This is a genomic window from Curtobacterium sp. NPDC086286 (genome assembly GCF_044746255.1).
In the GTDB taxonomy this organism is placed as follows: Bacteria; Actinomycetota; Actinomycetes; order Actinomycetales; family Microbacteriaceae; genus Curtobacterium.
The window spans coordinates 69,321-90,582 of sequence record NZ_JBIVBW010000006.1; the positions used below are offsets into that span (position 1 = coordinate 69,321).

Annotated in this window: 20 protein-coding genes; 15 read left to right on the forward strand and 5 right to left on the reverse strand. The window is 73.2% G+C overall.

The window, feature by feature from the left end:
- Positions 1-41 precede the first annotated feature (41 nt).
- On the forward strand, positions 42-932 hold the full coding sequence (locus ACIPKM_RS12115; RefSeq protein ID WP_402736812.1) for an NUDIX domain-containing protein: 891 nt from the start codon (positions 42-44) through the stop codon (positions 930-932).
- A gap of 13 nt (positions 933-945) precedes the next feature.
- Here ACIPKM_RS12115 and ACIPKM_RS12120 read toward each other — a convergent pair whose 3' ends face one another.
- Both ACIPKM_RS12120 and ACIPKM_RS12125 read right to left on the reverse strand, forming a co-directional pair.
- Positions 946-2,190, reverse strand: coding sequence for an MFS transporter (locus tag ACIPKM_RS12120; protein ID WP_071294961.1), 1,245 nt, complete (start codon positions 2,188-2,190; stop codon positions 946-948).
- Positions 2,187-2,837, reverse strand: a complete 651-nt coding sequence (locus ACIPKM_RS12125) for a GntR family transcriptional regulator (RefSeq protein ID WP_402717966.1) — start codon at positions 2,835-2,837, stop codon at positions 2,187-2,189. Before ACIPKM_RS12125 ends, ACIPKM_RS12120 begins: the two co-directional genes overlap by 4 nt.
- 139 nt (positions 2,838-2,976) lie before the next feature.
- Here ACIPKM_RS12125 and ACIPKM_RS12130 point away from each other — a divergent pair, with 139 nt between their 5' ends.
- The 3 genes from ACIPKM_RS12130 (at position 2,977) to ACIPKM_RS12140 (ending at position 5,932) form a co-directional block, all read left to right on the forward strand.
- On the forward strand, positions 2,977-3,723 hold the full coding sequence (locus ACIPKM_RS12130) for a phosphotransferase enzyme family protein (RefSeq protein ID WP_070418627.1): 747 nt from the start codon (positions 2,977-2,979) through the stop codon (positions 3,721-3,723).
- A gap of 22 nt (positions 3,724-3,745) precedes the next feature.
- A complete protein-coding gene (locus ACIPKM_RS12135; RefSeq protein WP_402736813.1) occupies positions 3,746-4,822 on the forward strand; it encodes a winged helix DNA-binding domain-containing protein in 1,077 nt (358 codons plus the stop codon).
- 162 nt (positions 4,823-4,984) lie between these two features.
- Entirely contained in the window at positions 4,985-5,932 is a 948-nt protein-coding gene (locus ACIPKM_RS12140; protein ID WP_070418629.1) for a DnaJ domain-containing protein, read from the forward strand.
- 22 nt (positions 5,933-5,954) lie between these two features.
- Here ACIPKM_RS12140 and ACIPKM_RS12145 read toward each other — a convergent pair whose 3' ends face one another.
- Entirely contained in the window at positions 5,955-6,317 is a 363-nt protein-coding gene (locus tag ACIPKM_RS12145) for an RNA-binding S4 domain-containing protein (RefSeq protein ID WP_070418630.1), read from the reverse strand.
- 33 nt (positions 6,318-6,350) lie between these two features.
- On the opposite strand from ACIPKM_RS12145, the gene ACIPKM_RS12150 reads away from it, so the two are divergent.
- On the forward strand, positions 6,351-6,608 hold the full coding sequence (locus ACIPKM_RS12150; RefSeq protein WP_156794885.1) for a ferrous iron transport protein A: 258 nt from the start codon (positions 6,351-6,353) through the stop codon (positions 6,606-6,608).
- A gap of 90 nt (positions 6,609-6,698) precedes the next feature.
- Positions 6,699-7,856: a hypothetical protein gene (locus tag ACIPKM_RS12155; protein ID WP_402736814.1), complete on the forward strand. Its 1,158-nt coding sequence runs from the start codon at positions 6,699-6,701 to the stop codon at positions 7,854-7,856.
- An 11-nt stretch (positions 7,857-7,867) separates the two neighbouring features.
- Here ACIPKM_RS12155 and ACIPKM_RS12160 read toward each other — a convergent pair whose 3' ends face one another.
- The gene (locus tag ACIPKM_RS12160) at positions 7,868-9,334 is read right to left on the reverse strand and encodes a S1C family serine protease (protein ID WP_402736815.1); all 1,467 of its coding nucleotides are present in this window, start codon (positions 9,332-9,334) and stop codon (positions 7,868-7,870) included.
- 198 nt (positions 9,335-9,532) lie between these two features.
- Here ACIPKM_RS12160 and ACIPKM_RS12165 point away from each other — a divergent pair, with 198 nt between their 5' ends.
- From ACIPKM_RS12165 to ACIPKM_RS12185, 5 genes are all read left to right on the forward strand, one after another.
- The gene (locus tag ACIPKM_RS12165) at positions 9,533-10,528 is read left to right on the forward strand and encodes a FecCD family ABC transporter permease (RefSeq protein ID WP_402736816.1); all 996 of its coding nucleotides are present in this window, start codon (positions 9,533-9,535) and stop codon (positions 10,526-10,528) included.
- Positions 10,525-11,505 (forward strand): FecCD family ABC transporter permease, encoded by a 981-nt coding sequence (locus ACIPKM_RS12170; RefSeq protein WP_402736817.1) that lies wholly within the window; start codon positions 10,525-10,527, stop codon positions 11,503-11,505. Before ACIPKM_RS12165 ends, ACIPKM_RS12170 begins: the two co-directional genes overlap by 4 nt.
- A 123-nt stretch (positions 11,506-11,628) precedes the next feature.
- A complete protein-coding gene (locus ACIPKM_RS12175) occupies positions 11,629-12,108 on the forward strand; it encodes an FHA domain-containing protein (RefSeq protein WP_071294956.1) in 480 nt (159 codons plus the stop codon).
- Positions 12,108-12,812 (forward strand): MerR family transcriptional regulator, encoded by a 705-nt coding sequence (locus ACIPKM_RS12180; RefSeq protein ID WP_070418634.1) that lies wholly within the window; start codon positions 12,108-12,110, stop codon positions 12,810-12,812. Before ACIPKM_RS12175 ends, ACIPKM_RS12180 begins: the two co-directional genes overlap by 1 nt.
- Positions 12,813-13,005: 193 nt before the next feature.
- The gene (locus ACIPKM_RS12185) at positions 13,006-13,566 is read left to right on the forward strand and encodes a MerR family transcriptional regulator (RefSeq protein WP_070418635.1); all 561 of its coding nucleotides are present in this window, start codon (positions 13,006-13,008) and stop codon (positions 13,564-13,566) included.
- A 517-nt stretch (positions 13,567-14,083) separates the two neighbouring features.
- Here ACIPKM_RS12185 and ACIPKM_RS12190 read toward each other — a convergent pair.
- On the reverse strand, positions 14,084-14,896 hold the full coding sequence (locus tag ACIPKM_RS12190) for a ParA family protein (protein ID WP_070418636.1): 813 nt from the start codon (positions 14,894-14,896) through the stop codon (positions 14,084-14,086).
- Between the two features lie 60 nt (positions 14,897-14,956).
- Here ACIPKM_RS12190 and ACIPKM_RS12195 point away from each other — a divergent pair, with 60 nt between their 5' ends.
- From ACIPKM_RS12195 to ACIPKM_RS12210, 4 genes are all read left to right on the forward strand, one after another.
- Positions 14,957-18,367 carry a pyruvate carboxylase gene (locus tag ACIPKM_RS12195; RefSeq protein WP_402736818.1) on the forward strand — a complete coding sequence of 1,137 codons (3,411 nt, stop codon included), beginning with the start codon at positions 14,957-14,959 and terminating at the stop codon, positions 18,365-18,367.
- 1 nt (position 18,368) lies between these two features.
- On the forward strand, positions 18,369-18,872 hold the full coding sequence (locus ACIPKM_RS12200; RefSeq protein WP_402736819.1) for a peptide deformylase: 504 nt from the start codon (positions 18,369-18,371) through the stop codon (positions 18,870-18,872).
- 100 nt (positions 18,873-18,972) lie between these two features.
- Entirely contained in the window at positions 18,973-20,847 is a 1,875-nt protein-coding gene (locus ACIPKM_RS12205; RefSeq protein WP_402736820.1) for a hypothetical protein, read from the forward strand.
- A 110-nt stretch (positions 20,848-20,957) separates the two neighbouring features.
- The gene (locus ACIPKM_RS12210) at positions 20,958-21,089 is read left to right on the forward strand and encodes a hypothetical protein (RefSeq protein ID WP_258027649.1); all 132 of its coding nucleotides are present in this window, start codon (positions 20,958-20,960) and stop codon (positions 21,087-21,089) included.
- The last annotated feature ends 173 nt before the right edge of the window (positions 21,090-21,262 follow it).

Below are 21,262 nucleotides of genomic sequence, written 5' to 3' on the forward strand. Positions count from 1 at the left end.
TCTCCGGTCACATGACGGGTCCCGTGTGACAAGGTTGACGGGTGCCAGACACCACGCCTCCCGGGCCGCCTCCCGGCCCCCGCGACCCCGGCGACGCCTGGGCGGTCGGTCCCGACGGCACCAAGGCCTGGGGGCGGTTCGGCGCGGCCGGACTCCTCGTCGACGACGGCTCCGGGCGCGTGCTCCTGCAGCACCGCGTCGAGTGGAGCCACCACGGCGGCACCTGGGGGATCCCGGGCGGAGCCCGCCACCTCGGCGAGGACGCCGTGACCGGGGCGCTCCGCGAGTCGGCGGAGGAAGCCGGCGTGCCCGAGGACGGCGTGGACCTCCGGCACACCGCCGTGCTGGACCTCGGGTTCTGGACGTACACGACGGTGGTGGGGCGCGCCTCCAGGGCCTTCGAACCGGTGATCGCCGACCGCGAGAGCCTCGAACTGGCCTGGGTGCCCGTCGGCGACGTCGAGGACCTGCCCCTGCACCCGGGGTTCGGGGCGTCGTGGCCGGCGCTGCGGGCACGGATCGAGACGACACCGCACGTCGTGGTGGACGCGGCGAACGTGGTCGGCAGTGTGCCGGACGGGTGGTGGAAGGACCGGGCGGGGGCTGCGTCGCGGCTGCTCGGGTCGGTGGGGGCGCTCGCCGCGGCGGGTGTGTCGGCCGAGGTGCTCGCGCTGCCGTTCGACCGGTGGTGGCCGCGGTGGACCGTGGTGCTCGAGGGAGCGGCGCGGGACGCCGTGGACGCAGACGAGCCGGTGTCCGTCGTGCGCGCGCCGGGGTCGGGTGACGACGCGATCGTCGAGGCTGCCCGGGCCGCGGTGGACGCCGGGCACACGCCGGTCGTCGTGGTGACCGCCGACCGCGAGCTCCGGGCCCGCGTCGAGGAGCTCGGCGCCACGGTGCACGGGCCGGCCTGGCTGCGCGACCAGTTCTGACCGCGCGGTCCAGCTACGCGGGGATGTGCTTCCGCGACGACACCAGGATCGCCACCCACGACAGCACCCCGAGCCCGACGACCACCCACAGGATCGTCGGCACGGCCACGACGTTCGCCACCGCGGCGATGACCGCCGGCGCCAGGAACCCGGCGTACGCCGCCGCGTAGAACACCCCGGTGAGTCCGGCCAGGTCGCGTGTCCCCGCGATCCGCTGGACCTCGAGCAGGCTCGACACGAGCGCCAGCCCGATGCCGAGGCCGATCACGACGTTCGCCACGAGCCCGATCGCCACGGACTGCAGCTGGACCGCCACGACGACCACGGCGATGCCCGCGGTCATGAGCGCCACGGCGGTCAGCAGTCCGCGTGCCGACAGGAGCGAGGTGACCCGCCCGGCGAGGGGCTGCACGGCACTCGACACCCCGAGGGCGACGACGGTGGCGGCGGTGGCGAACACGAGCCCCCACGTGCCGGTCGCCCCGGCGAGCTTCGTCGGCAGGTACCCGTACCCGATCGCTGCGGACCCGAAGATCCACGGCGCGGCGACGAGCACGACCCGGGTGAACCGGCGGTGCCCGGCGCTCGGTACGGCGAGCTGCTTCCACCAGGGCCCGGGCAGCCCGCCGGAGCGGCTCGTCTCCGGCGTTCGCCAGACGATCACGGCGAAGGGGACGGCGACGCAGATGTGCACGAGGAAGGGCAGGACCTCGGGGATCGGCCCCCACTGGGCGATGAGCCCGGCGACGAGGGCACCCGACGCCGACCCGAGGGTGAACGCCAGTGACGCCCGGCGTGCACCGGAACCGGCGTCGGCCGACGGGTCGAAGCGTCCCTGCGAGAGCTCCTTCACCCAGCTGTTGCCGACCGCCATCGCGATCCCGACGGTGACCCCGGAGAACAGGCGTCCGGCCATGAGGAACCCCGCGCCGAGCGGGCCGAACGCCAGCAGTCCGCTGCCGACGACGGCCGAGACGATCCCGGCGAGCATCAGCGGGCGGCGGCCGTGCCGGTCGGACAGGGACCCGGCGACGAGGAGCGCCGGCGCGAGCCCGAGCACGTACACGCCGAGGAAGACGTTCACGAGCAGCGACGAGTAGTGCGCGCGCTCCTCGTACATGAGCAGCAGGGGCGAGAACTGGTTCCCGCCCCACGAGCACACGAACACCGCGCCCCAGACGGCGACCCACGGCAGGACGCGGGCGTTCGGGACCGCGAGCGAGCCGGTGGTCGGGACGCTGCCGGTGGTGGCGCTCACAGGGCGCCCCGGTGCGACGCGACGTGGGTGCGGAGGACCTCGGCGTAGCGGAGGGCGTCGCCGGCCTCGAGCGCGGCGGCCAGTGCCCGGTGGTCCTCGAGGGACGCCTGCAACTGGGACGGCTGGAGCCGCATCAGGTGGTGCCGCAGCCGCTGCTGCCGGTCGCGCAGGGTCCGGGCGAACATGACGGCGATCGCGTTCCGCGACGCCCCGATGACAGCACCGTGGAACTCCGCGTCGACCTCGATGAACCGGTCGACGTCGCCGGTCGCGACCGCCTGCTCCTGTTCCGCGAGCATCGCCTGGAGGAACGGGGTGACGTCCGCCACGCGCCCGTCGGTGACGACGCGGGTCGCCGCGGTCGACTCGATCGCCTCCCGCATCTCGAGCACGTCGGCCGCCTCGCTCGGGGACATCGGCCGGACGACGGCGCCCTTCCGGGACTCGAGGGTGAGCAGGTCCTCGGCGGCGAGACGCAGGAACGCCTCGTGCACGGGCGTCCGCGACACGCCGATCTCCTGGCAGAGCGCGTTCTCGCTGATCGCCGTGCCGCCGGGCAGGTCGCCGCGGATGATCGCGCGCTTCACGTGGTCGTAGGCCCGGTCGGACGCTGCCTGGGCGGTGGTGTTCGTGCTCGGGGTGCTCACGGTCGACGATCCTACCCCTTGCATGCAACGGTGCATGCGGTCGTGTCACGCGCTGTTCACACGTGGACCGCGACACCGGGGCGCACGGGCGGATACGCTGGGCCACCACGTCAACGGAGACGTACAACAGGAGGTTCCGATGGAGCGGATCACCAGGGCCGACGATCGCGTGCACCGCCCGGCAGGGCCGTGGACGCCGACCGTGCACCGGCTGCTCGCCCACCTGCACGAACAGGGGTTCGTCGCAGCACCGGAACCGATCGAGCTCGGGCACACGCTCGAGACCGTCTCGTTCGTCCCCGGCGAAGCGGGGGAGTACCCGTGGACGGCCGACGTCGCGAGCGAGGCCGCTCTCGTCACGACCGCCCGGCTGCTGCGGCACTACCACGACGCCGCCGCCACCTTCACGCGCGACGACGACCGCGACGTCTGGTCCCAGGCGGAGCGGTACCCCGCCGAGACGATCGTGCACGGCGACTTCGCGCCGTACAACTGCGTCTACGACGGCATCGCCGCGGTCGGGCTCATCGACTTCGACACCGCGCACCCCGGGCCGCGGGTCTGGGACGTGGCCAGTGCCGTGTACCGGTTCGCGCCGTTCACCACCGGCGTCGTCGAGGGGTCGACCGCGCCGTCGCTCGACGAACGGCTCGACCGCGCCGCCGAGTTCTGCCGCGCCTACGAGCTGGACGCCCGGTCGCGCGAGGTCCTCGCCGAGACGATCCTCGGCTCCCTCGTCGCGTTGGTCACGACCATGGAGACCGAGGCGGCGGCCGGGAACCCGAAGTTCGTCAGCGACCTGCAGCACGGGCACGCCGACCTCTACCGGGCCGACGTGGCGTACATCGAGCAGCACGCCGACGAGATCACCGCAGCCGTCGCCTGACCGCGACGGCGTTGCTGGTGCCATGACGACCACACCGGCCCAGCTGCGTGCGATGCGCCTCGCCGCCCAGGGGATCGCCGTGCCCGGGCTCGGGCCGACCCAGGTGGTGGAACGCATGCTCGCCGTCCAGGGGCAGGACCTCGGGCAGGTCACCTGGGCCATCGGCGTCCGCGCTCCCGGGTCCACGCGCGACGACGTCCGCGCCGCGTTCGACCGCGGCGAGGTCGTCCGTTCGTGGCCGATGCGCGGCACCCTGCACGCGATGCGCCCCGACGACCTCCGACTGCTGCTCTCCCTCACCGCCGATCGGACGATCCGCTCCGTCGCCCGGCGTGCGACCGAGCTCGGCATCGACGACGACGTCCTCCGGTCCGCCCGGGAGGCCACGGCCGACGCACTGTCCGGCGGTCGGTCACTCGTGCGCGACGACCTGTTCGACGTCTACCGAGCCGCCGGCATCGACCCGACGCGAGGGCTGGGGTACCACGTGCTGCTCCGCCTCGCGCTCGAGGGGATGGTCGCCTGGGGGCCCACCGCCCGCGTCGGCCAGGGGCTCGTGCTCCTCGACGAGTGGGCGCCGGCGACGGCCGACCTGCCCGACCGCGACGAGGCCCTGCGGCGGGTGCTGATCGGTCACCTGCGCGGGAGGGGCCCGGTGACCGAGGCCGACACCGCCTCGTGGACGAAGCTGCCGCTCGGCGACGTCCGACGGGCCCGAGCGGTGGCCGGTGACACCGTGGAGGACCTCGGCGACGGACTCCTCGCCCTCGCCGACCGACCCGACCCCGGGGGTGTGCCGACCGGGCACCTCCTGCCCGGGTTCGACGAGTACCTCCTCGGGTACGCCGACCGCTCCGTCCAGCTCGACCCCGTGCACGCCGACCGGGTCGTCCCCGGCGCCAACGGCATGTTCCTGCCGATGGCCGTCGTGCGGGGTCGGGTCGTCGGGACCTGGAGCCGCACCGAGCGCACCCGCGACGTCCGGGTCGCCGTCACGCCCTTCGAGCCGCTCGACGCCGGTGCGGTCCGCGCCCTCGAGGCCGCCGCCGACCGGTACGGATCGTTCCTCGCGGCCCGCGTCTCCTTCGCCGTCGCCTGACCATCCCGGTCCCGCACCCCGTCCGCGACACCGCACCGGTCGATCGACAGGTGCCTCGTCGCAGACCCGGTGCCGGCGTACCGGACCCGACCCGCGCCTCCAGGCAGCACCCAGCAGCCACGCGGCGGACTCCGACGCTCCCTCGGGTAATGTCGCAGGGCCATGACCGACAGCCCGGCCGACGCCACCCCGTACGAAGTCCTCGGCGTCCGAGCGACCGCCGACGACGACGAACTCCGCCGCGCCTACCGCCGCGCCGCCCGCGAGTCCCACCCCGACCTCGGCGGCGACGCCCGCCGCTTCCGCCAGGTCCAGATCGCCTGGGAACGCATCGGCACCCCCGCCGCACGCCGCGCCTACGACGCGGGATCCCAGCGCGGCAGCCAGCAGAGCGCGTCCGGCCCGTCCGGTTCCTCCGCCTGGAGGAGCGACACCGGCCGCGACGCCTACGCACCCCCGGCAGCGCGTCGCGATGCACGTCCGCGGGCCCGGTCCCACGGACACCCCGGCGGGCGATCGCGCGAGGTCTTCCTGCAGGCCGAGCGCGAGTGGGTCGGCCTCGGGGACCCCATCGAGGACCCCTACGACCCCACGCTCATCCGCTCCGCTCCCCGGCACATCCGACGGCTGCTGGCCGAGGCGCTCGCCGAGGAGGCGACCGCGTCGATCGTCTCCGAGATGGGCATCGGCGTGACGGTCTGGCACGACCTCGACGCGGGGGCCGAGGGCAAGCTCGACCACGCGGTCCTCACCCCGAGCGGCCTGTGGGCCGTCGAGTCGATCGACTGGGGCGCCCCGGTCCGCGTCGAGCACGGCGAGATCACGGGGGAGACCCTGGCACCGGGGGAGCGCCCCGTGAAGGAGCTCGTCCGTGCCGCCCGCGCCGTGCAGAAGCAGACCCGGGTGCGGTTCACCGGCCGGCTGCTCGTGGTGCCGGACTCCGCGGTGGACGAGGACGTGCAGGTCGTCGGCTCGCCCCGGAAGCCTACGGCGCTCGTCGTCCGCCGCAGTGCGCTCGGGCAGGTGCTGGGCGGCGTGTGGTCGCCCGAGGGGAGCGTCGACGTGTTCGAGGTCCGCGACCGCCTGCAGCAGACCGTCCGCTTCGTCTGATGGCGTTGGCGGGACGGCGGGGTCAGTAGCCGCGGAGCTTCTCGAGGTCTCGGCGCTCCCGCTTGCTCGGGCGTCCGGCGCCGCGGTCGCGCATCGGGACGAAGCCGGCCTCCTCCTTGGGGAGCCGCGGCGGGGTCTTGTCCTCGAAGTGCTTCGCGGCCTCGGGTGCGCTCGTCCGCTTGAGGATGATCCCCGTGACGACGACGATCCGGTCGAACCCGTTCTGCCGAACCCGGACCTCGTCCCCGGGGCCGATCGGCTGCGCGGGCTTCGCACGCTCCCCGTTCACCCGGACGTGGCCAGCCTTGCACGCGGCGGTCGCGGCGGAGCGGGTCTTCGTGATCCGCACCGCCCAGATCCAGCTGTCCACGCGTGCCTTGGCCATCCCCACACTCTAGGCGCGCCCTACGCTGGGGGCGTGGAGGGCACCGGTCAGGACGCGATCGCCCGGGCGCTGGCGCTCGGGGTCCTCCGGGACGCCGCGGTCGGGGACCGCGTGGTCGTGCGGGCGCACCACGGCGGGGGAGCGCAGGACGCGCTCGGGGTCCTCGTCGCCCGGACCGCGTCGTCCGTGACGATCGACACCCGCCGGGGCCCGGTCGAGGTGGCGCTCGCCGACGTCGTCGCCGCGAAGCCGGTCCCGCCGCCGCCCGCGCCACGCCCGCGCCGCCCCTGAGTCCGCCGGTCCGACCTCGCGCGCACCGGAAGCGCGCGCGCCCGGCGAGCCGCCACCGCCCCCGCACCGGCCCCGACGTAGCCTCGTGCCATGGCCGTCCCCGTCCCACTCGGCACCGAGGACCGCACCGCCCGCCTGACCCTCCGCCGCCCCGACGCGTGGCGCCGTGAGGACTCGGCACAGGCGGACCTGCGCGTCACCGGCGACGACGTCGTGCTCACCGTCCGATCCCGTCCGAGCGACCGGACGGTCGCGGAGGAGCACACGAGTCTGCTCGAACGCCTCCCCGGTTCGGTCGAGGGGCTCCGACTCATCGGCTCCGACCCGTGGACGACCGCGGGAGCGCCGGCGCGCCTCGTCGAGTACGTCCGGCCCGACGAGGGCGGCGACGTCGCGGGAGCGCACCTGCTCTTCGTCACCGGACGGCACCGCGTCGACCTCACCATCGAGCGGCCCCTCGCCCGGATGCTCGCCACCGACGACCTCGTGTTCGCCGTCCTCGACAGCGTCCGCGCCACCGAACCCGCACCGTCGCGGGTGCAGCGCGACCTCGAGGCCCTGCCGGAGCCCGCACCGGCCACCGACCTCGAGGGCACCCACCTCGGCTCCGAGGCCCTCGCCACCCTGCGCTCGCTCGCCGGCCGTCGCTGGAACCCCACGCTCCTCCGCACGCCCGCCGGCCGTGAACTCATCGAGTCCGGCCTGATCGGCCGGCTCGGCACCCTGCCCGAGTCGACGCAGGCGCTCCTCGCACCGTGGGAGCGCGATGCCCAGCCCGTCACCCTGGAACAGCGGCTGCCCGACGGGCGCGCCACGCGCCTCCAGGCCTGGTCGGAGACCGTCGTGGACGGGACGGACGAGACGGGCGCGGTGATCGCGCAGCTGCCCGTCGAGCGCGTGGTCGCGCTCGTGGCCGGGAGGCTCGGCATCGGTCCGGCATGGACCTTCCCGTTCCGCACGGGGTCGCTCCGGGCGGACCTGCTCGGGCGTCGGACCTCCGGGGCGGACGCCGCCCCCGACCTGCCGACGGCGATCGCCGAGGCGGACCCGCGGCTCGCGCGCTTCTGGGCGGCTCCGTGGACGGTGTCGTCGCTACGTCGGCCCGGCAAGCCGAACTCGATCGTCGTCGTGCACGCGGCGGGGCAGGGCTTCGCGCGCGTCGGACGCACGGAAGCCGGGGAGACCGTCTTCGCGACGGACTCCCCGGCGAACGTGTACCGGTCGGTGGTGCGGGCGCTGCTCGGCTGAGCCGTTCTCTGCTAGGCCGCGGGGCCGGCGGTCAGGGTGACCGTGACGGTGTTCGCGGCACCGGTGCTGTCGGTGTACCCGACCGTCACCTTGTCCCCGACCGAGTGCGACTGGATCGCCGAGGTCAGCGCGTCCGAGCTCGCCACGGCCGTGCCGTCGATGCTCGTGATCGTGTCGCCGGCGGCGAGACCGGCCGACGCGGCGCCGGAGCCCTCGACCGTGCCCGCGACCGCGACGCCGCCCGTCGAGGCCGTCCCGCTGACCTCGACCCCGAGGAACGCCGGCAGTCCGATGGTGATCGTCGACGACGACTCGCCCGCGAGGATCTTGTCCGCGATCGACTTCGCCGTGGTGATCGGGATCGCGTACCCGGTGACGTCCGCCGTGCCCGAGGACGCCGCGGTGGCCATGCCGACGACCTCGCCCTCGCTGTCGAGCACCGGACCGCCCGAGTCGCCCGAGACGATGTCCGCCGCGACCTCGATGAGTCCCTGCAGCGACTCGGTGCCCGTGCCCGACTCGCTCTGCACCTGGATGTCCTGGTCGGTCGCGGTCACGGTGCCCTCGGCGGCGACGAGGTTGCCGGTGCCCTCGGCGTTGCCGACGTCGGTCACGGTGTCGCCGGTGCTCGGCTCGCCGTCGTCGTCGAGCGTCACCGTGGACAGGCCCGACGCGCCCTCGAGCTTGAGGACCGCGACGTCGTGGGTGGCGTCCGTCCCGACGACGTCCGCCTTGTACTCCTTGCCGGTCGTCTCGTCGGTGACCGTGATGCTCGTCGCACCCTGGATGACGTGGTTGTTCGTGAGGATCGTGCCGTTCGAGGTGAGGATCATGCCCGTGCCGGCCGCCTGGGACGACTCGTCGTAGTTGAGGACCGTGTTGATCGTCACGACGCCCTTCTTCTGGGCGCTCGTCGCCGCGGTCGCCGCGGACTCGGTGCTCGTGCCGCTGCTGCCGTCGCTCGACCCGCTGCCGGTGCCGTCGCCCGGCACCGTGAAGCCGTTCGTGCCGCTGCCGTCGGACCCGGTGCCGGAACCCGATCCGGTGTCCGGCAGCGTCGTGCCCTGCGACTGGCTCGAGGTCGTCGTCGTGTGCTGCGAGGACAGTCCGAGCGCGGTCCCGCCCGCCGCACCGACGATCGCCAGGGCCGCGATGCCGGAGCCGATCATCAGGCCCAGTCGCCGGGGCCGCTTCGTGGCGTGGTTCGCTGCGGCGGCGCCGTGCACCCAGCCGTGCTGGAACCCGGGGAGCGACGGGCTGCCGATCAGGAACGGGCCGCGGCCGTCCGGGGTGTAGCCGTAGGGGCCGGAGCCGTCGGGCCCGTAGAGGAACGGGCCGCTGCCGTCGAACGCGTAGGCCGAGCGGAGGGTCGACGGGTCGGCGTGCGGTGCCTCCCACGTCGCCCCGGCCTGCGGCTGCGCGGCGTCGGTGCGGGCGGTGCCGTTCTCGTCGGCGGCGGGGTTCGGGGTCTCGTTCATCAGTGCTCTCCGGTCGTCCCTCGGCTGCCCGGTCGGGCGTCGATGGGTACGAGTACAGGCCCGGTTCCCATGACGAGCCTATGAACGGACCCTGCGGCTGCTCACGGCTTGCTCGGGGGTCGCCGTACGACGTCGTCCGTTAGGGTTGCCTTACTTCCCATGCGTTCGCCGTCGCCCACCCCTCCTGCGCCCAGCTCCGTGTCCCGCCTCGTCGGCGCCACCGTGCTGGCGGTGGTCGTCCTCGTCGTGGCGGTGGCGCTCTCGGTGGCCTTCGGCTCCCGTCCGATCCCGCTCGGCACCGTGCTCGACACCGTCCTGCACCCCGGACGGAACGACGAGATCGGCCTGATCGTGCTCGGCAACCGCGTGCCCCGCACCGTCGTCGGACTCCTCGCCGGGTCCGCGCTCGGGGTCGCCGGCGCCGTCATGCAGGGCGTCACCCGGAACCCGCTCGCCGATCCGAGCGTCCTCGGCATCAACTCCGGGGCCGCGCTCGCGGTCGTCGCCGGGATCGCGCTGTTCGGCGTCAGCGGCACCGCCGCGTACCTGCCGTTCGCCTTCCTCGGGGCCGCCCTCGCCGCGCTCCTCGTGTACAGCATCGCCGCCGTGGCCCGTCGGGGGCTGTCGCCCGTCGGACTCGCCCTGTCCGGGGCCGTCGTCGCCGCTGCACTGTCCTCGATCACCACGGCGGTGCTCGTGACGAGCCAGAGCCTCCTCGACCAGCTGCGCTTCTGGCAGGTCGGAGCGCTGGCCGGCAAGGACCTCGGCACCGCCGGGGTGATCACGGTCCCGGTGCTCGTCGGGCTCGTCATCGCCTTCGCCCTCGGCCGGTCGCTCAACACGCTCGCGCTCGGCGACGAGCTCGCCGCGTCGCTCGGGCAGCGCGTCGTGCTCGTGCGTGCCGTCGGGGGAGTCGTCACCGTGCTCCTCGCCGGGTCGGCCGTCGCGGCGGCCGGGCCGATCGCGTTCATCGGGCTCGCCGTGCCGCACGCCGTCCGTCGGTTGAGCGGGCCGGACCACCGGTGGACGATCCTGCTGTCGGCCATCGTCGCGCCGGCGCTGCTGCTCGTCGCCGACGTGATCGGCCGCGTCGTGGCGTACCCGGGGGAGCTGCAGGTCGGGATCGTCACGGCGCTCATCGGCGCGCCGGTGTTCATCTGGCTCGTGCGGTCGCGGGCGGTGAAGGGCCTGTGACGGCCGTGCGCCGCGAGTGGCTCGTGCTCGGTGCCGTCCTCGTCCTGCTCGTCGCCCTCGTGCTCGTCGGGCTCGGCGTCGGCGAGATCCCGCTCTCGCCCGTGCAGGTCGCGAGCGCCCTCGTCGGGCACGGCGACACCGTCTCGGACTTCGTGATCGGGCAGCTCCGTGGCCCACGGGTCGCCGGGGCGATCCTCGTGGGGGCGTCGCTCGGCGTGGCCGGTGGCATCGTGCAGAGCGTCGTCCGGAACCCCATCGCGAGTCCGGACGTCATCGGCATCACCTCGGGCGCGAGCGCCTCGGGCCTGACCGCCATCGTCCTGTTCGGCGCGAGCGGCGGGACCCTGTTCTCGGTGGTGCTCGTCGGTGCGGTCCTCGTCTCCCTCGTCATCGCCGGACTCGCGTGGCGTCGGGGGATCACCGGCAACCGGGTCGTCCTCGTGGGCATCGGCGTCGCGGCGATCTGCCTGAGCATCACCGGGTGGATGCTCACGAGCGGCACGGTCACCCAGGCCGGCACCGCGCTGCTCTGGCTCTCCGGCAGCCTGAACGCCGTCGACCGGAACCTCGTCGGGATCCTCGCCGTCGTCTTCGTCGTGTTCACGGCACTCGCCCTCCTGCAGTCCTCGCGGCTCACCGTGCTGACCCTCGGCGACGAGGTGGCCTCGGCGCTCGGGCTCCGGCCGAACCGCGCGAAGGTGCTGCTCCTGCTGACCGCCGTGTGCCTGACCGCCGCCGCCGTGGCCACCGCGGGACCGGTGTCGTTCGTCGCGCTGATGGCGGCCCCCATCGCCCGGAGGCTCGTCGGGGGCGGACGGGTCGCCATCGGGTCGACCGCCGCCGTCGGCGCCGCGATCACGCTGGCGAGCGACCTCATCGCGCAGTTCGCGATCCCGGGGAACGCGCTGCCCGTCGGTGTGGTGACCGGGGTCATCGGGGCGCCCTACCTGCTGTGGCTGCTCGCGCGCGGGCGCTGACGCATCCGTGTTCCCGGTACGTTCGCTGTACGCGTTCTGCCGAGTTGTCCCCAGCCCCGTTCGGGGCTCCCGTTCGGCCGCTCGTTTCCGATACGCTGGTGCGCCAAGAGGAGGAGGTCCACGATGCCAGAACCAGTGGTCCCGCAGCCGGACGGTCAGAAGACCCCTGAGCAGCGGCTGGTCGACACCACACTGACCTTCAGCATGGACATGGGGGCGGCGCTCACTGCCGAGTCCGGTGTGTCCGCCGAAGAACGTGAAGCGATCAACGCGCTGCCCTCCGGGTCGGCGCTGCTCGTGGTCCGTCGCGGGCCGAACGTCGGTGCTCGGTTCCTCCTCGACTCGGACGTCACCACGGCGGGGCGCCATCCCGACGCCGACATCTTCCTCGACGACGTCACCGTGTCGCGCAAGCACGCGCAGTTCCTCCGCCACGGCACGAGCTTCAGCGTGAAGGACAACGGGTCGCTCAACGGCACGTACTTCGACGGCGTCCGCATCGACGAAGCACTCCTCACCGACGGGTCCGAAGTGCAGGTCGGCAAGTTCCGCCTGACCTTCTACGCCTCCCGGGTCGACCTGGCGCGCCTGGCGACCGCGTAGTGGCCGCACGGTCCGCCGCGGCCCGGGCGGGGTCCGCGGTCCCGGACCTGCTCACGATCGGGCAGGTCCTCGCACGCCTCAAGCCGGAGTTCCCGGACCTGTCGAGCTCGAAGCTCCGGTTCCTCGAAGAGCGCGAGCTGGTCACCCCGATCCGTACCGCGAGCGGCTACCGGAAGTTCTCGGCGGCCGACGTCGAGCGGCTCCGGATCGTCCTCGGGCTGCAGCGCGACCACTACCTCCCGCTCAAGGTCATCAAGGACTACCTTGCCGACCTCGACGCCGGGCGCGAACCCGTCCTCCCCGGGGGTGGCGACGCGCCGAAGCCGTCCATCCTCGGGCGTGAGCGGCGCTACACCCGCGACGAGACGGTCCGGGCTGCCGGTGCCTCGCCGATGCTCCTCGCCGACGCGGTCTCGGCGTCGCTGCTGCCCGCTGCCGATACGTACGGCGACGACGGGGTCTCGGTGCTCAAGGCCCTCGTCGAACTCCAGCGCACCGGGATCGAACCGCGACACCTCCGCACGATGCGCAGCGTCGCCGAGCGCGAGGTCGGGCTCATCGAGTCCGCGCTCATGCCGGTGTCCCGCCGCGGTGACGCCACGTCACGGGCGAAGGCGACCGAGCTCGCGCGCGAGATCGCCGGCCACCTCGAGGTGATCCGGTCGAACCTCATCCGCACGGCGATCGGGCGTCTCGACGCATGACGCGCGTCGTGGCTCGTCCCTCCTCGACCGCTGGTGCGCGTCGGTGGGTGGGGCGTATCCTCGACACGCCGGACGCGCCGAGTCGGATGTCCCGCGCCGGAGCGGTCCGAGTCGCTACCGTGGACCTCGGAACAACTCTCAACCCGTCATTGAACGTTCAGTTGGGAGCTCGATCGTCGTGGAAGGCAGCCTGATGAGTGGGAACGACACCCCCGGCACCGAGTCGGAGATGACCCGGTACGACCTCGGGCTGCTCTTCACCGACGGCCTGCCCGAGCACGACGAGCAGAACGGGTACCGCGGCACCGTCGCTGCCCGTGCTGCCGGCATCTCCTACCGCCAGCTCGACTACTGGGCCCGCACCGAGCTCGTCGAGCCGACGATCCGCGGGGCCGCCGGCTCCGGGTCGCAGCGGCTGTACGGCTTCCGCGACATCCTCGTGCTCAAGCTCGTGAAGCGCCTGCTCGACACGGGCATCTCCCTCCAGCAGATCCGCACCGCCGTGAACCAGCTGCGCGAGTCCGGCGTCTCGGACCTGGCGCAGACGACGCTCATGTCGGACGGTGCCTCGGTGTACCTCTGCACCTCCGACGACGAGGTCATCGACCTGGTCTCGCGGGGTCAGGGCGTGTTCGGTATCGCGGTGGGCAAGGTCCTGCGCGAGGTCGAGTCCTCGCTGGTCGAACTCGACGCGACGCCGGCGGCCGACCCCGACGACGAGCTCGCCGCCCGCCGGGCTTCCCGCGCGTCCTAATCCCGCGCTGGCGGGCCTGCCCGGGCCCGAGCCCGGGCCCGCGTCCGCTCGAGTCGCAAGGTCGCACGTTCTGCCGCGCGCGCCCATTCCGTGCGACATGTTGTGCGACCTCGGCACGCAAGCCGTGGCGTGTCGTGCGACCTCGGCGCGCGCCGGGCGTCGTGCGACCTCGAGCGAGCCTCCGCGGGCGCCACACCGCCCCGACCACGAGGTCGCACGATCTGCCGCGCGAGCCCGTTCCCCGCGGCAGTTCGTGCGACCTGGTCGGACGTGAGCCGCATGTCGAGCGACCTCGCGGGGTGAACCCGAGCGTGTTGTCCGGCGGTGGTGCGACGGAGGCGAGGCGCGCCTCCCGGTCGATGTCGTGCGCCGTGCCGGAGGCGAGGTCGCACGTTCTGCCGTTCGGGCCAGCTCCCGGCGGCACTTTGCGCGACCTCGGCGAACGCGAGCGGCGTGTTGCGCGACCTCGGCGAAGCCGAACGGGCCCACGGCCGAGCGCCAGCGGGCGCGACGCGCCCTAGGCCGCGCCGCCCTCGGCGTACGGGCCGATCTTGCCCGTGCGCATGATGCGCTCGAGCAGCTGGTCGAAGTTCTTCGCCATCTCCTGCGCCGACTCACCCGGCCACACGTGCAGGGGCTTCGCCGCACCCTGCGCCTGCTGCAGCGAGGTCCGCTCGGGCAGCTGCGGCGAGAGCACGAGCGGGCCGAACATGTCGCGGAGCTCCTTGATGCGGAACTGGTGCTCGAGCGACTGCACGCGGGCACGGTTCACGATGATGCCGAGCGGCTGCAAGCGGGGGGAGAGCCCGCGGCGGATCTCCTCGATCGCGCGGAGGGCCCGGTCGGCGGCGGCCACCGAGAAGAGTCCGGGCTCGGTGACGACGGTCACACGGTCGGACGCAGCCCAGGCGGTGCGGGTGAGGGCGTTCAGCGACGGCGCGCAGTCGATGAGGACGAGGTCGTAGTCCTGCTCGACGTTGGCGAGGGCCTCTTCGAGCTTCCAGATGTCGCGGATGGACGGGTGCGGCCCGTCGAAGTTGATGGCCGAGGGCGATCCGACCATGACGTCGATCTTGCCCTGGGAGCCCTTCGTCCACCCCGAGGGTGCGATCGCCTGACGGACGATCTTCTCCTTCGGGTTCTCGAGGACGTCCGCCACGTTGAGGTGGCCGGAGATGTTGATGTCGAGGCCGGTCGAGACGTCCGACTGCGGGTCGAGATCCACCACCAGCGTGCGCAGTCCCTTGGCGAACGCGGCCGAAGTCAGGCCGAGCGTCACCGTCGTCTTGCCGACACCACCCTTGAGGGAGCTCACGCTGAGTACATGCACGGTGAGCAACGTTACCGCCAGTAGGGTTGTCTCACCTCAACCCGGGCTGAAAGGGACCTCGTGTTCAGCAAGATCCTGGTCGCCAATCGTGGCGAGATCGCCATCCGTGCCTTCCGTGCCGCGTACGAGCTGGGGGCGAAGACCGTCGCCGTCTACCCGTACGAGGACCGCAACTCCCTGCACCGCCTGAAGGCGGACGAGGCCTACCTGATCGGGGAGCGCGGACATCCCGTCCGGGCGTACCTGGACGTCTCCGAGATCGTGCGTGTCGCACGTGAGTCGGGTGCCGACGCGATCTACCCGGGCTACGGCTTCCTGTCCGAGAACCCGGAGCTCGCCGCCGCTGCCGCCGCCGCGGGCATCACGTTCATCGGCCCGGGCGAGCACGTGCTCGAGATGGCGGGCAACAAGGTCACCGCGAAGGAGCACGCGGTCGCGGCCGGTGTCCCGGTCCTCGCGAGCACCCCGGCGAGCCGCGACATCGAGGAACTCCTCGCCGGCGCGGACGCCATCGGGTTCCCGGTGTTCGCGAAGGCCGTCGCCGGTGGCGGTGGCCGTGGCATGCGCCGGGTGGAGACGAAGCCCGAGCTGCGTGCGGCCCTCGAAGCGGCGATGCGCGAGGCCGACAGCGCCTTCGGCGACCCGACGATGTTCCTCGAGCAGGCCGTGATCCGGCCGCGCCACATCGAGGTGCAGATCCTCGCCGACGCCACCGGCACCGACGCCGGCACGATCCACCTCTTCGAGCGCGACTGCTCGGTCCAGCGCCGGAACCAGAAGGTCGTCGAGATCGCACCGGCGCCGAACCTCGACCCGGCGATCGCGCAGGCGCTGCACCGCGACGCCGTCGCCTTCGCCCGGTCGATCGGGTACGTGAACGCCGGCACGGTGGAGTTCCTGCTCGACACCGAGGGCGAGCGTGCGGGCCAGCACGTCTTCATCGAGATGAACCCGCGCATCCAGGTCGAGCACACCGTCACCGAAGAGGTCACGGACGTCGACCTCGTCCAGTCGCAGATGCGCATCGCCGCCGGGCAGACCCTCGGCGACCTCGGCCTGTCGCAGGACAGCGTCCGGGTGCACGGCGCCGCCCTGCAGACACGCATCACCACCGAGGACCCGACGCAGGGCTTCCGCCCGGACACCGGTCGCATCACGACGTACCGCAGCCCGGGTGGCGCGGGCGTCCGCCTCGACGGCGGCACGGTCGCCACCGGCGCGCAGATCAGCCCGCACTTCGACTCGATGCTCGCGAAGATGACCTGCCGCGGGCGGGACTTCCCGGCGGCGGTGGCCCGGGCGAAGCGCGCCCTCGCGGAGTTCCGCATCCGCGGCGTCTCCACGAACATCCCGTTCCTGCAGGCCGTGCTCGAGGACCCCGACTTCGACCGCGGCGACATCTCGACGAAGTTCATCGAGGAGCGCCCGCAGCTGTTCGGCGGCCACGTCTCGAAGGACCGCGGCACGAAGGTGCTGAACTGGCTCGCCGACGTGACGGTGAACAAGCCGAACGGCGAGCGTCGCCCGCAGACCGTCGAGCCGAGCGAGAAGCTGCCGACGATCGACCTCGGCGCCCCGGTCCCCGAGGGGCAGCGCGACCGCCTCCGCCTGCTGGGTCCGGCCGAGTGGGCGAAGGCGCTCCGCGGCCAGACCGAGCTCGCCGTCACCGAGACGACGATGCGCGACGCCCACCAGTCGCTCCTCGCGACCCGTGTCCGCACGAAGGACCTCGTCGCGGTCGCCCCGTACGTCGCCCGACTCACGCCGCAGCTGCTCAGCGTCGAGGCCTGGGGCGGTGCCACCTACGACGTGGCGCTCCGCTTCCTCGGCGAGGACCCGTGGGAGCGGCTCGCCTCGCTGCGCGAGGCGATGCCGAACATCCCGATCCAGATGCTGCTCCGCGGACGCAACACCGTCGGCTACACGCCGTACCCGACCGAGGTGACGGACGCGTTCGTGGCCGAGGCGGCCGCGACGGGTGTCGACGTGTTCCGCGTGTTCGACGCGCTCAACGACGTCAGCCAGTTGCGTCCTGCCCTGGAGGCGGTGCTCGCCACCGACACGGCCGTCGCCGAAGCGGCGCTCTGCTACACCGCCGACCTCCTCGACCCGTCCGAGGACCTCTACACGCTCGACTACTACCTCCGCCTCGCGGAGCAGATGGTCGAGGCCGGTGCGCACGTCATCGGCATCAAGGACATGGCCGGCCTGCTCCGCGCCGGCGCGGCCGAGCGGCTCGTCACCGCCCTGCGGGAGCGCTTCGACCAGCCGGTGCACGTGCACACGCACGACACCGCGGGCGGACAGCTCGCGACGCTCCTCGCCGCGGCCCGTGCCGGTGCCGACGCGGTGGACGTCGCCGCCGCGCCGATGGCCGGCACGACCAGCCAGCCGAGCATGTCCGCGCTCGTCGCCGCCCTGGCGCACACCGAGCGCGACACGGGGCTCTCCCTCGACTCCGTCGGCGACCTCGAGCCGTACTGGGAAGCGGTGCGGCGTGCGTACGCCCCGTTCGAGTCCGGCCTGCCGGGTCCGACGGGCCGCGTGTACAAGCACGAGATCCCCGGCGGTCAGCTGTCGAACCTCCGCCAGCAGGCCATCGCCCTCGGGCTCGGCGACCGCTTCGAGCAGGTCGAGGACTGGTACGCCGAGGCGAACCGGATCCTCGGCCGCCCCACGAAGGTCACGCCGTCGTCGAAGGTCGTCGGGGACCTCGCGCTGCAGCTGGCCGCGGTGGACGCCGACCCGGTCGACTTCGAGCAGAACCCGCAGAAGTACGACATCCCGGACTCCGTCGTCGGCTTCATGGCCGGCGAACTCGGCGACCTGCCCGGTGGCTGGCCCGAGCCCTTCCGGTCGAAGGTCCTCGCGGGCCGCGACGTCCGGCTCGAGATCACGCCGGTGCCGGACGCCGAGCGCGCACACCTGGACACCCCCGGTCCCGAACGGCGACAGGCCCTCAACCGCCTGCTCTTCCCGCAGCCGACGCAGCAGTTCGAGCGCGTCCGCGAGCAGTACGGCGACCTGTCCGTCGTGCCGACCGTCGACTACCTGTACGGCCTGCGTCCCGAGCAGGAGCACGTCGTGCCGCTCGGCAAGGGCGTGGACCTGTTCGTCGGGCTCGAGGCGATCGGCGAGGCCGACGCGCGCGGCGTCCGCACGGTCATGGCGACGATGAACGGGCAGCTCCGCCCGGTGTACGTCCGCGACCGCTCGATCGAGGTCGAGACCAAGGCCGCCGAGCAGGCGGACAAGACCGACCCGAAGCACGTCGCAGCACCGTTCTCCGGTGTCGTGACGCTCAAGGTCGCCGTCGGTGACGTCGTCGAAGCCGGACAGGCCGTGGCGAGCATCGAGGCGATGAAGATGGAAGCGGCCATCACGGCACCCGTCGCGGGGACCGTCGGCCGACTCGCGATCCCGGTGACCCAGCAGGTGGACGCCGGCGACCTCCTGGTGGTGCTGCAGTAAATTGACCGTCCGTCCCATCCGCCTGTTCGGCGACCCCGTCCTCCGGTCCCCGGCCGACCCGATCCGTCCAGACGCGCTCGGCAGCGCGGGCATCCGCGACCTCGTGCAGGACCTGGTCGACACCGTCAAGGAGCCCGGCCGCGCCGGCGTCGCCGCTCCCCAGATCGGTGTCGGTCTGCGCGCCTTCTCGTACAACGTCGACGGCGAGGTCGGCTACGTGCTCAACCCCGAGATCGTCGAGGTGTCGGGGGAGCCGGAGCTCATGGACGAGGGCTGTCTCTCCGTCCCAGGCTTGTCGTACCCCACGCGCCGGTACCCGTACGCGAAGGTCCGCGGGGTCGACGTCGACGGGGCCGAGGTCGTGCTCGAGGGCACCGGGCTCATGGCCGAGGCGCTCCAGCACGAGGTGGACCACCTCGACGGCACCGTCTACGTGATGACGCTCGACCCGGAGATCCGCCGCCAGGCGCTCCGCGACATCCGCGTGCAGGACTGGTTCCACTAGTCCTCCGAAGTGCCCACCCTCGGTCGGGCGGCACCCTGACTCGGGGGTGAGGTGCGTGCGCACTCCTGGGTACGGTGACCGCGTCGACCAGGGGAGCACCATGACACAGGGACCAGCCCGCCGCGCCGTCGTCGCCGTCCTCGGCGTCCTCGCCGTCGCCGCGGCCACCGCCGTCGGCCCGGCCACCACCGCGCCGGCCGAAGCCGCCACGGCCGCGACCGTGCCGACCTACACCGAGTCGCCGGACTACGCCACCGAGACCTTCGGCGACCCCTGGGACTACAGCAACACCGCCGACCAGAACACCGACCGCGTCGGCTACGGCCGCTACTCGATCAGCAAGGGCCACCTGATCGGCACCCTCGAGCGCTCCACCTACTTCTCCCCGGTCGAGACCATGCCCGGCACGCTGCCCTACGGCCGCGACGGCGCCCTCCACCCGATCGACACGAAGCGCTACACGCACCTCTCCGTCTCGATGGACCAGCCGTACGCCGGCCGGCAGATCGCGATCAGCTGGTTCACCTGCGCGGCACGATCGCTCAGCTGCATGGGCGGCGTGACCGCGAAGGTCGAGAAGGGGAACCACGTCGTCGACGTCGACCTCACCGGGAAGTCCGTCATGGGCGGGCACGTCCCCTGGACCGGTTCGAAGCCGACGCTGCTCCGCGTGCAGCCGATCGTCGTCCACACCGGCGAGAGCCCGAGCGGGAAGGTCAGCATCGACTGGACCCGGCTCCACGGCGGGTCCGCTCCGCAGGACGCCCTGCCGGCGGGCGACTACGGCACCTTCCGGGTCGTCGCCCGACCGATCGCGGTCGTGGACAGCCCGAACCCCGACCAGGGCAAGGACCTCGCCGCCGTCCAGCGCGGGCGCTCCTGGGTCCTGACGAACGGCGTCGCCGGGCGCGGCGTCACGCTGAAGAACGCCCGGTTCCGCAGCTGGAGCTCCGTCGGCCTCACCGCGCAGAACGCCGGCCCGATCGTGCGCGACCCCGAGGTCGTCTTCCCGGTGTCGGCCTTCGACGGCAAGCAGTACCACTGGCTGTCCTGGTCGATGTCGTACGACGGCGCCTACGACCTCCGCAACGCCCCCGGTGGCGGGAAGATGGCGCGCCTGGTGTGGTCGGTCCGCGGCGCGAAGGGCCTGCAGGTCAGCAACGACGTCCTGACCTTCTCCGGCGCCAACGCCACCCCGGTCGGCCCGAACGAGCCCGGCGAGAACCGCATCGACCTGGCGGCGACGAACCCCCTCGACGAGACGATGCCGAAGGGCAGCCCCGGGTGGAAGCAGGTCGTCACGAGCCTCCGCTGGGACCCGAACGAGGACCGCGGCGCCGCCGTCTGGCACCTCAAGTCGTTCCACCTCCGCGCGGACCCGGCAGCCGACGGGTGGACGCGCATCGGGTTCCACGACGCCGCCTGGACCGCCGGGACGACCGCGAAGGTCACCGTGACGCGCGACGGCACGACGACGAAGCGCGTGCTGGTGGACGGCGCGGCCGTGACGAAGGGTGCGAACAGCGTGCCGTTCGTCCTCGGCACGCTGCCGGCGGGGAGCTACCACGCGACCGTCACGCTCCGGCACCCGGACGGCTCGACCGCGACGAGCACCTCCGCGGCGCCCGTCCGGATGTCGGCGGCCCCGGTGGGCGCCCACGACCCGCGCGGGCACGACCAGGCACCGGCGGCCACCGCGACGGGGGTCACGGTCGCGGGCTGGGCCTACGACCCGGACACGACCCGGCCGCTGACGATCCGCGTCGCCGAGGCCGGGCGGGTCCTCGCGACCGGCACGACCGGCCTCACCCGGAACGACGTCCGGAAGGTGCACCCGGACGCACCGATCGGCTCCGGCTACCGCTTCGCGGTCCCGCTGGCGAGCGGGTCGCACACCCTCTGCACGACCGCCGTCGGCGCCGGCTCGGGCATGCCCGAGACCGACCTCGGATGCCGGACCGTCCGCGTTCCGTGAACGCCGTGCTGACACCCCAACGTGGGATTGTCGCTTTGTCCTGACGAAGAGGTACCGTATCGCCGTCGGCTTCCCACCGACACCGTTTCCCACACCCCCAGGACATCCCCATGACCGCACAGAACGACGAGCTCAGCTCGCACCGCACCCGCACCAACCGTCGCCCCACCGAGGTCCAGGTCACGACCTCCTCGACGGCCGTCCTCGACGCCCCGGAGACGCAGCAACCGCAGGAGCGCTGAGCGCGCGGGCGGACGCGACCACGGGTCGCGCCCCGCGCGCAGGGTGACGCACAGGAGGCGCGGGGGGGGGGCCCCCGGCCCCCCCCCCCCCGGGGGGGGGGGGGGGCGCGGCCCGGCGCCCGGGGGCCCCGGCCGGGGTAGTGGCCGGCGGGGGGGGGGGGGCCCCCGGCCCC

Bases quoted from the DNA above. Each gene is read 5' to 3' on its own strand.
- ACIPKM_RS12130 (WP_070418627.1), top strand. From the start codon at position 2,977: ATGGAGCGGATCACCAGGGCCGACGATCGCGTGCACCGCCCGGCAGGG.
- ACIPKM_RS12135 (WP_402736813.1), top strand. From the start codon at position 3,746: ATGACGACCACACCGGCCCAGCTGCGTGCGATGCGCCTCGCCGCCCAG.
- ACIPKM_RS12140 (WP_070418629.1), top strand. From the start codon at position 4,985: ATGACCGACAGCCCGGCCGACGCCACCCCGTACGAAGTCCTCGGCGTC.
- ACIPKM_RS12145 (WP_070418630.1), bottom strand. From the start codon at position 6,317: ATGGCCAAGGCACGCGTGGACAGCTGGATCTGGGCGGTGCGGATCACG.
- ACIPKM_RS12155 (WP_402736814.1), top strand. From the start codon at position 6,699: ATGGCCGTCCCCGTCCCACTCGGCACCGAGGACCGCACCGCCCGCCTG.
- ACIPKM_RS12160 (WP_402736815.1), bottom strand. From the start codon at position 9,334: ATGAACGAGACCCCGAACCCCGCCGCCGACGAGAACGGCACCGCCCGC.
- ACIPKM_RS12175 (WP_071294956.1), top strand. From the start codon at position 11,629: ATGCCAGAACCAGTGGTCCCGCAGCCGGACGGTCAGAAGACCCCTGAG.
- ACIPKM_RS12185 (WP_070418635.1), top strand. From the start codon at position 13,006: ATGAGTGGGAACGACACCCCCGGCACCGAGTCGGAGATGACCCGGTAC.
- ACIPKM_RS12205 (WP_402736820.1), top strand. From the start codon at position 18,973: ATGACACAGGGACCAGCCCGCCGCGCCGTCGTCGCCGTCCTCGGCGTC.
- ACIPKM_RS12210 (WP_258027649.1), top strand. From the start codon at position 20,958: ATGACCGCACAGAACGACGAGCTCAGCTCGCACCGCACCCGCACCAAC.